The 14,679-nt window shown below is 54.3% G+C and carries 8 protein-coding genes; 2 read left to right on the top strand and 6 right to left on the bottom strand.

What is annotated here, in order from left to right:
* Window positions 1-35: 35 nt before the first annotated feature.
* Both mtgA and arcB read right to left on the bottom strand, forming a co-directional pair.
* Entirely contained in the window at window positions 36-755 is a 720-nt protein-coding gene (gene mtgA, locus KUE00_RS10420; RefSeq protein WP_246759806.1) for a monofunctional biosynthetic peptidoglycan transglycosylase, read from the bottom strand.
* Window positions 756-1,626: 871 nt separating this feature from the next.
* The gene (gene arcB, locus KUE00_RS10415) at window positions 1,627-3,957 is read right to left on the bottom strand and encodes an aerobic respiration two-component sensor histidine kinase ArcB (RefSeq protein WP_246759805.1); all 2,331 of its coding nucleotides are present in this window, start codon (window positions 3,955-3,957) and stop codon (window positions 1,627-1,629) included.
* Between the two features lie 952 nt (window positions 3,958-4,909).
* On the opposite strand from arcB, the gene KUE00_RS10410 reads away from it, so the two are divergent.
* The gene (locus KUE00_RS10410) at window positions 4,910-10,444 is read left to right on the top strand and encodes a glutamate synthase-related protein (RefSeq protein ID WP_246759804.1); all 5,535 of its coding nucleotides are present in this window, start codon (window positions 4,910-4,912) and stop codon (window positions 10,442-10,444) included.
* Between the two features lie 43 nt (window positions 10,445-10,487).
* Entirely contained in the window at window positions 10,488-12,245 is a 1,758-nt protein-coding gene (locus KUE00_RS10405) for a sulfite reductase subunit alpha (protein WP_246759803.1), read from the top strand.
* A gap of 86 nt (window positions 12,246-12,331) precedes the next feature.
* Here KUE00_RS10405 and sspB read toward each other — a convergent pair whose 3' ends face one another.
* The 4 genes from sspB to rplM all read right to left on the bottom strand — a co-directional run bounded on the left by sspB (window position 12,332) and on the right by rplM (window position 14,603).
* Window positions 12,332-12,817, bottom strand: a complete 486-nt coding sequence (sspB, locus tag KUE00_RS10400) for a ClpXP protease specificity-enhancing factor (protein WP_246759802.1) — start codon at window positions 12,815-12,817, stop codon at window positions 12,332-12,334.
* A 1-nt stretch (window position 12,818) separates the two neighbouring features.
* Entirely contained in the window at window positions 12,819-13,460 is a 642-nt protein-coding gene (gene sspA, locus KUE00_RS10395) for a stringent starvation protein SspA (RefSeq protein ID WP_246759801.1), read from the bottom strand.
* A 306-nt stretch (window positions 13,461-13,766) separates the two neighbouring features.
* Window positions 13,767-14,159: a 30S ribosomal protein S9 gene (gene rpsI, locus KUE00_RS10390; protein ID WP_125287074.1), complete on the bottom strand. Its 393-nt coding sequence runs from the start codon at window positions 14,157-14,159 to the stop codon at window positions 13,767-13,769.
* Window positions 14,160-14,174: 15 nt separating this feature from the next.
* Window positions 14,175-14,603, bottom strand: coding sequence for a 50S ribosomal protein L13 (rplM, locus tag KUE00_RS10385; protein ID WP_125287073.1), 429 nt, complete (start codon window positions 14,601-14,603; stop codon window positions 14,175-14,177).
* Window positions 14,604-14,679 lie beyond the last annotated feature (76 nt).

Below are 14,679 nucleotides of genomic sequence, written 5' to 3'. Positions count from 1 at the left end.
AGCGTGCCCGTCAGTAGTCTGACAAGCTTCGCTTTTCAGCGAAGCTTATGTGCCTGCAGGAAGCCTTCCCCGCCCAGCTGCCGCATCTGGCGTAAAATCCACTGCTGGCGCTGGCGAACCCACGCTGACGGCGCATCGGCCCTGAAGCGAATCGGGTTAGGCAGCACCGCCGCCAGCAGCGCCGCTTCCGCCATCGTCAGTCGGCTGGCCGGCTTGTGGAAATAGCGCTGTGACGCGGCCTCAACGCCAAAAACGCCAGGACCAAATTCCGCTACGTTCAGATAGACCGTCAGAATACGCCTTTTGGTCCATACGGTTTCAATGCCGACCGTTAAACCCGCTTCCAGTCCTTTACGCACCCAGCTCCGTCCGTCCCATAAAAATACATTTTTCGCGGTTTGCTGCGACAGTGTAGAAGCACCCCGCCCGCCTCCGCCTTCGTTTTCCAGTACGGACTGGATAGCCTGCACGTCAAATCCCCAGTGCGTTGGAAATTTTTGATCTTCCGAAGCAATGACCGCCAGCGGCATCCAGGGCGCGATCCGATCCATGCTTACCCAGTCAGAATGGGCAACATAATGAAAGTCTCCGCTAAACCACGCGCTTACCTGACGCTCTGCCATCACCGCAGAGAAAGGCACGGGTAAAAATGCAAAAAGCAGGATCCCGGTAAGCCATACCCCTGCTACAGCGATAACCAGGCGTAATACCCATTTTTTTAAATGCTGCAAAACTGATTTTTTATGCTGCCTCATAAAAATATATCCATGACGATCTTATCAATTCCTGTAACATTGTTGTTTTAAATACGCTTCACGATTGCTAAAAGCAGGCGGTAATTGCCGTAAATGAAACCGCTTTCATCTGTTTACAATCCGTATCACTTTGTAAATGGGCTAACGCCATCAATTACTTCCGTAAAAAAGGAATCGGTTCCAGCGCTTAAACGAAGCTAAAGCGCTGAAGAATTAATCACTCAGTTGTAGCGGATACACCGCAAAAAATAGATTCATACCTCTTATGAATTATTTGTTCTGACCTCGGTAAAACTAATCACATCCCCGCTTTCATCGCGCTATGAGACCCAATGTGGCGCAAACAGGCTTTGACATTATCTGGACCTGAAAAACAATTTTGCCTGGCAAAAAGCTTCAATGAATCGTTATAAACTCTCATTAGCTGTTTCTTTCATCCCTGCCTGAACCGTTTCGGCTCAGAGACCCTAATCTCATAAAAAAACATCTATAACATAGAGTTAAATATTTACCTTCCGTTGATAAATTTCTTTCTCATCAGCGTTCCCTCTCTTCAGGACCGGTTACCAGGAGACATTCATCTAAACCGGACAAAAAGTGGTACAACTGTGCATTTTATGAGCAATAACGCGAATAAATTCATTCCGTGCTTGACTGTATCATCAAATTAATGTTTTCTGTCTGGAAACGCTGCTCTACATCACACATCTTAATGAATCTCGTAACGTGTGACGCGAGTTTTGCTAAGGTAGTTGCTAAGCGTTTTAACCAATACCGCACCTGTGCTTTGTACTCTTCCATTAAGAATGGCACAGGCGCTCGATTTCCCTGGTGTTGGCGCAGTATTCGCGCACCCCGGCCTCGGTCGGGGTCATTTTTTTTGGGCCTTAGTAACCCATTCACGTAATACCTGCACATCCTTTCGCCACTCTTGTTTCAGTTCGTCAATCCATTCCTGAACGTTGTCCCACCATGCCGGTAGCTCAGGGCTTTGGATCTGCTTCGCCAGCTGCTGTAAATGAACCAAGCCAACTGAACCCGCTGCGCCTTTGATCTTGTGCCCCTCTTCCGCGATCCCTTTTTGATCGCGCGCGGTCATATTCAAATCCAGCACTTCCAGGTAACCCGGCATCATTTTTTCAAACATCTCCAGGCTCTGCACAATCAGCTGCGGCCCGACCAGCTCAATATATTGCTCTAACATAGCCGTATCCAGCAGGCCCGGTGCCTCTGCGATTGCCTGTGCCTGTTCGTCATCCTGTTCCTGATAATCCCAGTACTTCTGAATGATGGCCGTGAGCGCCGGAACCGCCAGAGGCTTGCTCAGCACGTCGTCCATTCCCGCGTCCAGATACTCTTTTTTGTCCTTTAACACGTTGGCCGTGAGCGCCACCAGCGGCGGCAGCTGCTGATGTTTGTAGCGCTGGTGGATCTCGCGCGCGACATCCAGGCCGGTCATATCGGGCAGCTGAATATCCAGCAGCACCAGATCGAACTCTTCGGGATCGAACATCGCCAGCGCCTCTGCGCCCGTCATCGCCACTTCTACGCTGTTGCCCAGTTTTTCCAGCACCGAGCGCGCGACAACCACGTTCAGCTCAATGTCTTCCACCAGCAGCACGTGCAGCGCCGGTAGCGGCATATCGTCAGCAGGCTGCTCGTCTTCGTGCTGCCTGGCGATACGCGGCGCGTTAATGGTTAAGGTGAAGCAGGAACCTTTGCCCGGCGCGCTTTTCACCGTAATATCACCGCCCATGCTTTGCGCAAGGCGACGCGACACAGCCAGGCCGATACCGGTGCCGGTCGCAGGTTTACCGCCATTCTGATCTTTTACCTGGTAATACATGGCAAAGATCTTGTCCTGCTCATCCTGCGGAATGCCCATCCCGGAATCTTCCACGTCAAAACGCAGGCAATCTTCCCCCTGGTAATCCACTCTGACGATGATGTTGCCCTGCTGCGTAAACTTCACCGCATTGCCGATTAAATTCCACAGGATTTGACGCAGGCGCGTGCCGTCGGTAATAATTTTATGAGGAAGAGGCTGATGCGTCTCCAGAACGAATTTCAGACCCTTAGGCTGCGCCAGCAGGCCGGAGAGATTCTCAAGGTCAGCCATAAATTCGGTAAAATCGATCGGCTGGTTATCCAGCTGCACCTTGCGTCGTTCAATTTTATCCATTTCGATAACATCGTTAAAAATGTTGCCGAGCGTGATGGCCGATACGTGAATGGTTTTCAGGTATTTGAGCTGCTCCTGGTTCAGTTCGGTGTCCAGCAAAATACGGCTTAACCCGACGATGCCGTTAAGCGGCGTACGAAGCTCGTGGCTGATGGTAGAAATAAAAGTGGTCTTCTCCCTGCTCGCGTTCTCTAAAGCGTCCTGATAGCGCTTACGCTCCGTTATATCGCGCCCAAACCCCATCAGCCCGCTACGTTTGCCAACGCGGTCGTAATAAGGCACTTTGCGGATTTCAAAGCAGGATTTGCGTCCGTCGGGGTATTGCAGCCACTGTTCATAGGTCAATGACACGTTATGGCGGAAAACCTTTTCGTCCGTTTCCAGTACCTTAGTGGCCGCGTCGCGATCATAAACATCGTGCGGCGTCAGGCCAATCAGCTGTTTTTCGCTTTTGCCGGTTAACAGTTCCATTGCGCGGTTACAGCCGGAAAACTGCTGGTCGATGTTGCGATAAAAAACCAGATCGGGCGACGCATCCAGAAAAGAGCGCAGGAAAGAGGACTGTTGCTCCAGCTCTATTTGCGCCTGCTCGCGGATCGTCATCTCTTCGGTCAGCTTATCCATAACCTGCAGGCGTGCTTTTTCCGCTCTGATACGATCGGCAATCTCCTGGTTAAGCTGGGTGATGTTTTCTTTCATCTGCTGGTTGAGTTCCAGATCGCGGTGGCGCATCTCTTCCAGCTTGTCCACCAGGCGCGCCAGGCGCTGTCGCGACTCTTCAAGCTGCTCAACCACTACCGACAGGAAATAAACGGCCCAGGGCGTAATTAACAGGCCAAAAAAGACTGAGCGAACCATATCAATACTTTCCACATGGCCGCGTAGCACCATGGTCACCGCCATCTGCACAATCATCGCCAGAACGACCAGCGCGGAAGCCAGCAACAGTGAAAAACGCACCAGCCCCAGTTTCACCATCAGATCGACGTAATACTGGGCTAACAGACGAATTTGTTTCATAAAAGATCCTTGCAGAGCGGTTGGGTCAATCATACCGCAAAAGCCTGAAAGGCCAAGGTTGCGGGTGAAATGCCCGTGGTGCACCTGTTTAGTGCATTTGGAAGACAAGTGATTACTTACGCACTGGAAGAAAAGCGTGTGATTTAACAAGGAAAATGCGCTGGCAGCAGCGGTTACTTCCTGAAATATCACCGGTTAGTGGCGCCCTGCTATCAATTAAGGCGCTTTTAGCCGCTGCATAATTCCGCTGCTTTAGTTTATGGATAAATGCATGACGGTTTTTTAAATTTCATTACGATAAGTGCTTTCGGTGGCGTTTTACTGATTTGCAGATAGAATAATCATTCACGATAAGTGGTAATTTAGTCACTCACAGCCTGATTAATTTTACTAATGATGATACGCGGTTTAATTCAAATCCATGACAACCTGAAAAACAGTGCGTTTCAACAATTAACACCTCTTTACCAGCATATTCTGCTGACAATAACCCCGGCACCAGCATGGTGCAGAGATTTGCTGCCTGCACTACAGTGAGACAGCTCACACTTAACAGGGTTTCTGTGATGAAACTCCATGCAGAAAAAACAGCAATAAAATCATAACAATCAAATGGATAGATCTTAAAAGGGCACTAAATACCGTTAAGAGGCGGCTATTTGACCTGAGTACGCTTTCCCGATAAGTTGGAAATTCGCTGGAAGCGTTCCTGACGGGCCAGTGTCTCGGCATATCTATGCAGCAAGAAGACTCCCTCATGATGCAAGTTATCTCCCATCAGAGACCCGGAAATTAACGAGCTTTTTCTTCAGAGAGTCCTGGAGAAAAATGCCCGGCGAACAGTCACCCGACAAGCGGTCAGGAAAATGATACAGAGCCTGGGGAGCCTTCTCCGTCGCAATCTGTGCCTGAAATAACGTAGGTAATGTCAAAAGAAGTCAGGAGGTCTGCCATGTCCAATCCACAAGCGTTTCCCTATGGTCTGTATGACCCATCGCAAGAAAACGACAGCTGCGGCGTCGGTTTTATTACCCGCAAGGATGGCGAGCAGACCCATGAAATTCTTCAGATGGCGCACAGTGCACTCTGCACGGTGCCGCATCGTGGCGGCATGTCAGCCGAAGGCGTGGGCGACGGTGCCGGCGTCAATGTAGATATTTCTCTGCAATTTTTCCGCAAGATTACCGGTACGCCACTTAAGTCAGGCCATTTCGGCGTGGGTAACTTTTTTGTCCCTAAAGATGATGAACAGCGCGCCCGTGCGGAAAGCCTGGTAGAAGAGACGCTGGCCGCGCACGGCCTGGACATCATTTTAAAGCGCGATATGCCGCTCGATACCAGCGTTCTGCGGCCGGCGGCCATCCAGTTCCAGCTGCCTATCGTGCAATGGGTATTTAACGCGCCTTATGACGTGGCCGATCGGGACGACTTTGAAAAACGCATCTATCGTGCCCTGCTGGCTATTGAAGCCCGTGCTTTTACCGAAAGCGAATTTGGCGGTCTTTATCCGCTTTCTCTTTCATCACGCACCCAGGTTTTCAAAGCTCGCCTGAATTCCAACGAAGTGATCCCATATTTTAAAGATCTGACCGATCCGGACCATCAGGTTCGCGGCCTGTTCTTCCATACCCGTTTTTCAACCAATACCGATCCGCATACCACGATGGCGCAGCCTTTCCGCCTGATGGCGCACAACGGCGAACTGAATACGGATCGTAAAAACCGGATTGCCGAAGCTGCGCTGGCGCTGGCGCGCGGTAAAAAGATCGTGCGGCCAAAAGGCCAGTCGGACAGCTCGCGTCTGGATCAGAGCATCCACAGCCGCCTGATGGAAGATAACCTTGACCTGATCAACGCGGTGGTCTCCATGATGCCGCCAGCGTGGGAAAACGATGACACGCTGTCGCCGGAAGTCCGTGCGATGCTGGAATATTTTTCGCTGTACGAAGAGAAAAACGATGGTCCGGCGGCGCTCATCTTCGGTAACGGCGAAGTGATTGGCGCGCGTCTGGACCGTCTGGGCCTGCGTCCGCTGCGTTCGGTAGAGACCGCTGAATATATCGGTGCCATGTCGGAAGCCGGACAAATTGCCTTCCCTCCGGAAAGCGTGCTGCGTCGTGGCCGTATCGAAGCGGGCGGCATGCTCTATTACGATCACCAGGAAAAGCGTAGCTACACCACTAACGAAGCGCTGGAAAAGCTGGCCGCCGAGAAAGATTATCCGGCGCTGCTGGAGCAGGCTCGCGTAACCTTGCAGGATCTGCCGGTTGTGCCTGCCGAGCAGCAGGGTTCGCCGCTGCGTTACGGTGGTGACTTAAAAACCTATCAGCGTTTCGTCGCCTACTACTACAACCAGGAAAGCTTTAAGTTCATGATGGATCCTATGCTGGCAACCGGCGCGGAAAAGATCTCCGCGATGGGTTACGGCAATGCCATCAACGGGCTTTCCGATCACGAAGGCGGCATGGCGCACTATTTTTCACAACGCTTTGCGCAGGTGACCAACCCGCCGCTGGATTCTATCCGCGAGGCGGATGGCATGACGCTACGCGTTGCGCTGGGTGCCAAGCCGCATCTGGGCCGCAGCAAAGGCCGCCAGATAATCGTTCCCACGCCGATTCTGACCCATCTGGATATGTTGCAGCTGCGCGAGCAGGATGTTGCTCCTTATGCGCGGTTCGACATGCTTTATCGTCCGGTGGTGGGCAGCGATGCGCAAAGCCGTACCGATAACGCCATTGCGCTGGAAAAAGCGATTGACGATCTGGCGCAGCAGGTGGTGGATTTCGCCCGCGCACAGGGCGGCATTGCTGTCCTGACCGACCGCCATATCTCCAGCGAGCGCGCCGCTATCCCAATGCTGCTGGTGGTTTCCGCTATTAACCAGCGTCTGGTGCAGGAAGGTCTGCGTCTGGACGTGTCGCTGGTCGTAGAAAGCGGACAAAGCATCTCTTCGCACCATATCGCTGCCGCGCTGGGCTTTGGCGCTTCCGCTATTTATCCGCTTGGCGTACAGATGCGGGCCGAAGAGAAATACGGTGAAGGCGAAGAAGGCAATAAAGCCTTTAAGCGCTATGCCAAAGCTGCCGAAAAAGCGCTGATGAAAACCATGGGCAAAGTGGGTCTGTGTACCGTGGAAAGCTACAGCTGCGGCGAATTCTTTGAGCCTAACTTCCTGGATACTGAAGATCGGGTTCTGAAGAAATACTTCCCGAATATTAAAACGCCGGTTGGCGGCGCGGGCTTTGCCACTATCGCGCAGATGGCCGTGGACTGGCATCAAAGCGCTCTGAGGATCCAGGGCGAATCAGAAGTGCCGCTGCTGGGCCTGTTTAAAGAGCGTGCCGAAGGCGCTGGCCACTCATACGGCACCATCGCGGTACGTACTTTTATCGATATGACCGAGCAGCCGCTGCGCTTTGCCAATGCTGACAAGCCGCGCGAAGAGGACGACTTTATCCGTCTGTTGACGCTGGCAAAACTGGATAACGCTTTCAATATCAAGCCGAACTCCTTTGCCGACAGCAGCTTCGAGCGTATTCCGAACGAGGTTATCGACAACTTTGCCATCACGCCGGATTACCGCGAGTTCTCCAGCCAGATGCATGAAGAACGTAAACGTCGTCCGGCCGCGCTGCGCGATATTCTGACTTTCCCGGCAGATTTGACTCACGTCGACAGCGTTGCGGAATTTAGCCGTAAGCTGGGCCGCTATTCGCTGATTAACAACGGCTTCGCCGTGCGTGGTCTGCTGTGCGAGGCGGGTGACGGCGGCGAAGGCCACTTTACGCTGCGCCTTTCTGACACGATTGCAGGCCTGAAGACGGAAGTTGAGCGCCTCTCTGCCCTGCTGGCCGCGCTGAAAAGCCGCTTCGGCGACGAAATCAGCAGTGGCGAAGTAATGGCGGGCAGCCTGCATATTATTGCCTCGGGCAAAGCGGCGGACTATCTGTCGCGGATGTTTACCACTTCGCCTTCTCTGCCGTTAAGCGAAGTACAGCCAGCCAGCGAAATTACCCGTACCTTCGCTTCAGGCGCGATGAGCCACGGCGCACTGGTGGCACCGGCTCACGAAGCGGTGGCGCACGGCACCAACATGGTTGGCGGCATGAGCAACTGCGGTGAAGGCGGCGAGCACTATTCCCGTCACGGCACTATCTGCGCCTCGCGCATCAAGCAGCTGGCTTCCGGCCGCTTCGGCGTCTGGGCCGCTTACCTGGCCGACCCGATGCTGGAAGAGCTGGAAATCAAAATTGGCCAGGGCGCAAAACCAGGCGAAGGCGGACAGCTGCCGGCGGCCAAAGTTACGGTAGAAATTGCCGCCGCGCGTGGCGGTACGCCTGGCGTGGAGCTGGTTTCACCTCCTCCGCACCATGACACCTACTCTATCGAAGATCTGGCGCAGCTGATTCACGACTGCAAGGCGGCGCGCGTACGCGTCATCGTCAAGCTGGTCTCTTCAGAAGGTATCGGCACCATCGCGGTTGGCGTTGCCAAAGCGGGTGCGGACGTGATTAACGTTGCCGGTAACACCGGCGGCACGGGTGCGGCTTCGGTAACCAGCCTGAAATATACCGGTCGCGTGGCGGAAATCGGCATTGCCGAAGTTCATCAGGCGCTGTGCGCTAACGGCCTGCGCCAAAAAGTTCTGCTGCGCAGTTCTGGCGCGCAGCAAACCGGCAGTGACGTAGTGAAATCGGCACTGCTGGGCAGCGACAGCTTTGAATTTGGCACCACCGCGCTGATGATGCTGAAGTGCGTGATGGCTAAAAACTGTAACGTGAAATGCCCGGCGGGTCTGACGACCAATGCCGAGGCTTTCGACGGCGATCCGCGTCAGCTGGCGCAATATTTTATGAATGTTGCTCACGAAGTGCGTGAAATCCTGGCCCGTCTTGGCCTGCGCTCACTGCGTGAAGCGCGTGGCCGCTCCGATCTGCTGCACCTGATGGACCATCCGCTGGAAGTTGGCAAACTGGATCTGCGGGCAATGCTGACCGTCGTACCGGAAATCAAAATCGCTCACCCGGTTTACCTGGAGAAAGATTTTGAGCTGGACGATGGCTGGGTTGGCCAGGTGGAGAGCGCGCTGCTGAAAACGGACAGCTCGATTGAGCTGGGCCATGGCATCACGTTGAACAACCGTAACAAGAGCGTCGGTGGCCAGCTGGCTATCGATATTGAGCGTCTGCTTAACCATAAGCTAAGCAAAGCAGAGCTGGCCGCCATGCCTGCCGTGCTGGCAGACGATCGTGGACGTCACTATCTGGCCCCGGAAACGGTAAGAATTACCACGTCCGGTTCTGCCGGGCAGTCGTTCGGCGTGTTCTGTAACGATGGTATGCAGTTGAAGCATCGCGGCACCTGTAACGACGGCGTGGGCAAAGGCCAGTGCGGCGGCGAGCTGATCGTCATGTCGCCAGGCGGCGGTTCACAGGATGCAGAAGGCAACGTTTTGATCGGCAACTTCGCGCTGTTTGGGGCAACCGGCGGACGCCTGTTTGTGCAGGGCCAGGCGGGCGACCGTTTTGCCGTGCGTAACTCCGGCGCAACGGCAGTAGTCGAAGGCGTGGGCGATTTCTGCTGCGAATATATGACCAACGGCGCGGTGTTAAACCTCGGCACCTTCGGTACCGGATTCGGTAACGGGATGAGCGGCGGTTTCGCCTACCAGTACGACCCGTACCGCAAGCTGGCCAGTCATGCAGCGGGCGACTCTGTTCTGTTCGGTGCGATTACCGACAACGACGAGATGGCCAGAACCCATAAAGATGCGGTGCTGACTATGCTGCGCTGGCATCTGCAGGCGACCGGTTCGCCGCGTGCGGCCTGGCTGCTGGAGCACTGGGAAACCGAATGCCAGCACTTTGTCTACGTGATGCCGCGTTCACTGCTGCTTTACCAGGACAGCAAAGAGATTCTGAAGGCGAAAGCGCGTAAAGACCTGCTGGAAGAGTTGTCTACCGCGCTGGCGGCCCATCAGGTGGCAAAATTTAAAGCGGCATGGCGCAATAAATCGACCATCGCCAACGGCGCGGTGCCGGCCTACGGCGCGACCGATACGCCGGAAATGTTCGTGCTGCTGAACAACTATACCGTGCTCAGCTTTGCCCAACAGCTGGCGCTCTCGCGCCTGCCAAAAGGCACCTCCGTAGATAACGCAGCCGTAGAAAAAGCCGTACGTAACCTGCTGATGACGGAAGACTTTGCTCTGATCAGCAAGCTACAGCGCCACGCGCGTTCGGCAATTGAAAGCTACAGCGACGACGAGCTGGCCTGCCTGATCGCCGCGAAGCGTATGGCGGACTACAAAGCGGCGTTAACGCAGCGTAATATTCGTTCGATGGACAGCCTGGCTACCTATGGCTGGATCATTTATCAGGATGCGCGTAACCGCGAAGTACTGGGAGGACTGCCTGACTTCGAAGAGCTGTTTGCCCGCGCCGCGCTGCCGGAGATCGCTGCTGCCGTCGGGAAACTTTCCTGACAATGAGCCTTTGTTTATATGACGGATCGAGTACAGAAAACCGATGAAAATTCCTTACATTCCTGAAGACGCGCCGTTTAACGGCGAGCAGAAATACTGGCTGGCGGGCTTTCTTGCCGGATTACATTCACGTCTGCTGGTGCTGGAAGAGCGTCCGCAGGCTGACAATGGCACCGGCGCAGCGGCCACTACGCAGCTGCATATCCTGTTTGGCTCACAAACGGGCAATGCGGAAGCGCTGGCGCAAAGCGCAGCGAAAGCAGCACGCGATAGCGGCCTGGTCCCTGTCGTGCAGGCGCTGGGCGAAGTGGATATCGATATTTTCGCCTCTATGCGTCACGTGCTGGTTATCACGTCAACCTATGGCGAAGGCGAGATGCCGGATAACGCGCAGCTGTTCTGGCAGGCTATCTCTGCCAGCACCGCGCCGCGTCTTGAACAGATGCACTTTGCGGTACTGGCAATTGGCGATACCGGCTACGACGGCTTCTGCCAGGCCGGTAAATTTATCGATATGCGTCTGGAACAGCTCGGTGCGCAACGCCTGGCCGACCGTATCGACTGCGATATTGACTATGAAGATCCGGCTCAGCAATGGCTTGCCGGTTCGATGCCGCAGTTTGCCGCCAGCGCGGGCAGCAGTGGTAAGGCGCTGGAAAACCGTCCGGAAGCGCCGGTTATTCCAGGCAGCAATAAGCAGAATCCTTACGCTGCGGCGCTGGTCACCAATAAGCGTCTCTCAGGGCCTGATTCGGAAAAAGACATTCGTCATTTCGAATTCGACCTGACCGACAGCGGGCTGAAATATGAAGCGGGTGATGCGCTTGGCGTCATTCCGGTTAACGACCCGACGCTGGTTAACCTGCTGCTGGCGCAGCTGAAGGCCGATTACGATACGCCGGTTTCCGGTTACGATCGCAGCCTGGGCGATCTGTTAACCTACCAGTTTGAGATTTCTGAGCCTTCACGCAAGCTGATTGAATGGGTTGGTCAAAACACCACTAACCAGGAGCTGCGTCATGTTCTGCAGCATGATGATAAGGATGCGATGGGCGTCTGGCTGTGGGGCAAAGATTCGCTGGATCTGCTGCAGCTTGAACTGGCACGTACGCTGAGCATTCCTGAATTTGTTGCGCTGCTGCGTCCATTACAGCATCGCGCTTATTCCATCTCTTCCAGCTCTAAGGCGCACCCTAATCAGGTTCATCTCACCATTGCCTCCGTGCGCTACCACAGTGCAGGACGCGCGCGTAACGGCGTCTGCTCGACCTACCTGGCCGAGCGCGTGGGTCGCGGTGAAAAGCCAGCCATTTTTATTTCGCCAAACAAAGCGTTCCGCGTTCCGGCTAACAACGATGCGCCGCTGATCATGGTTGGCCCCGGCACCGGTATCGCGCCTTTCCGCGCCTTTTTGCAGGAGCGTCAGGCAACCGGCGCAAAAGGCAAAAACTGGCTGTTCTTTGGCGATCAGCGCCTGGAGCACGACTTTATCTATCGTGACGAGCTGCTGGCGTGGCAGGAAAACGGTCTGCTGAACCGTCTGGATCTGGCTTTCTCACGCGATCAGGCCAAAAAGATTTACGTGCAGAACCGCATGATGGAACAGGGTGCCGAGCTGTATGCCTGGCTGCAGGAAGGCGCTTACTTCTACGTGTGCGGCGATGCGTCACGTATGGCCAAGGACGTGGATAAAGCGCTGTATGAGATTATCGCCCAGTTTGGCGGTCTCTCTGCCGAGCGTGCTGCCGATTACGTGGATCAGCTGAAGAAAGAGAAGCGTTACCTGCGCGACGTTTACTGATGCTTCACCGTTAAAAGCCATAAAAAAACCAGCCTGCAAAGGCTGGTTTTACAACTACTGCCGAACTCACAGTCAGCTAATAGCTTTTACTTCACGACGCGCAGCGACGGACGACCTCCGCGCGGCGGCGGCTCGTCGTTGCCATCATCATCCTGCCCGCTATCATCTGGCCGATCGCCATCGATAACCGACATGACCGTTTCAGGTGCTTCAGCGTCCGGATTGTACTCGCCCGCCGCTTCGTAGACCGGTTCTGGCTCAAACATGGTTCCCGCACCGTTTTCACGCGCGTAGATAGCCATCACCGCTGCCAGCGGCACGCTGACCTGACGAGGTACGCCGCCGAAGCGGGCATTGAAGGTAACCTCATCGTTGCCCAGCTCAAGGTTGCCTACGGCACGCGGCGCGATATTCAGGACAATCTGTCCATCGCGAGCGTACTCCAGCGGCACCATCACGCCGGGCAGATTAATATCCACCACGAGATGAGGCGTCAGCTGGTTGTCCAGCAGCCATTCGTAGAACGCCCTGAGCAGATAAGGGCGACGAGCGGTAAGTTGCGACATTTCCATATTAGCCCCGCGTATGCAGGCGCATTTCGCGTTCTGCTTCCGTCAGGGAAGCCAGGAAGGAGTCACGTTCGAATACGCGCGTCATGTAGCCTTTCAGCTCTTTTGACCCGGCGCCGATCAGCTCGATACCCATCTGCGGCAAACGCCACAGCAGCGGTGCCAGATAGCAGTCAACCAGGCTGAACTCTTCGCTCATAAAGAAAGGCGTACGGGAGAAAAGCGGCGCAATCGCCAGCAGCTCTTCACGCAGCTGTTTACGCGCGGCTTCCGCTTCCTGCGCCGTACCGTTTTCTACTTTACGCATCAGCGTGTACCAGTCCTGCTCTACGCGGTGCATCATCAGGCGGCTTTCGCCACGCGCGACCGGATAGACAGGCATCAGCGGCGGATGCGGGAAGCGTTCATCAAGGTATTCCATGATGATGCGGGACTCATACAGCGTCAGCTCGCGATCGACTAACGTTGGCACGGTACGGTAGGGATTGAGGTCAATCAGATCCTGGGGCAGATTATCCATTTCTACCTGTTCGATCTCTACGCTGACACCTTTTTCCGCCAGGACAATACGCACCTGATGGCTAAAAATGTCAGTCGGACCAGAAAACAGCGTCATTACCGAACGTTTGTTGGCAGCGACAGCCATGTAAACCTCCAAGTTTATCCAGAAAATTACTGCGCAAGCCCGCCACGCGGCGACCAGGCTGCTAAAATTGCCGCCAGCTGCGGTTGAATCCGGACGACTTATCGCCAGCGCCACCGCCCTGCTAACAGGCACAAAGTGACACACAGTTTACCAGATTTTAGCCAGCTTGTGGGGGCAGGAATTGGGATTTGACGGGAAAATGACAAAGCCCGTTGCGTTTTTAAGAGCTACGCCAGAAAAAAGACAAGAAAAAACCCGGTGCAGGCACCGGGTTTTCGATAATTGACTCTGCAACAGCAGAATAAATTAACGCTTGGAGAACTGTGGACGACGACGTGCTTTACGCAGACCGACTTTCTTACGTTCAACCTGACGAGCATCACGGGTAACGAAGCCTGCTTTACGCAGTTCGCCACGCAGTGACTCGTCGTATTCCATCAGAGCGCGGGTGATACCGTGACGGATCGCACCAGCCTGACCAGAAATACCACCACCTTTAACGGTGACGTACAGATCGAATTTACCAACCAGATCCAGCAGCTCCAGCGGCTGACGAACTACCATGCGGGCAGTTTCGCGACCGAAGTACTGTTCCAGAGAACGCTGGTTGATGACGATGTTACCACTGCCCGGCTTGATAAATACGCGAGCGGTAGAGCTTTTGCGGCGACCAGTGCCGTAGTTTTGATTCTCAGCCATTGCCTGTAATCCCGATTAAATGTCAAGAACTTGCGGTTGCTGTGCCGCATGGTTGTGCTCGTTGCCCGCGTAAACTTTCAGTTTACGGTACATAGCACGACCCAGCGGGCCCTTTGGCAGCATGCCTTTAACCGCGATTTCAATCACACGCTCAGGACGGCGAGCAATCATCTCTTCGAAGGTCGCTTGCTTGATTCCACCGATGTGGCCAGTGTGATGATAGTAAATCTTGTCAGTACGCTTGTTACCGGTTACGGCAACTTTGTCAGCGTTCAGAACGATGATGTAATCACCGGTATCTACGTGCGGAGTGTATTCCGCTTTATGCTTACCGCGCAGACGACGAGCCAGTTCAGTCGCTAAACGACCTAAAGTTTTGCCCGTTGCGTCAACAACATACCAGTCACGTTGGACGGATTCTGGTTTAGCTGTAAAAGTTTTCATCTAAAAGCTTACCCAAATTAAGTTACACGTTGGTGAAATCCCAAACGCTTGAATAAACGGTTGAGGCTCACACGAC

The organism is Erwinia phyllosphaerae, assembly GCF_019132875.1.
GTDB lineage: Bacteria > Pseudomonadota > Gammaproteobacteria > Enterobacterales > Enterobacteriaceae > Erwinia > Erwinia phyllosphaerae.
This window is presented reverse-complemented; position numbering and strand designations above follow the sequence as displayed.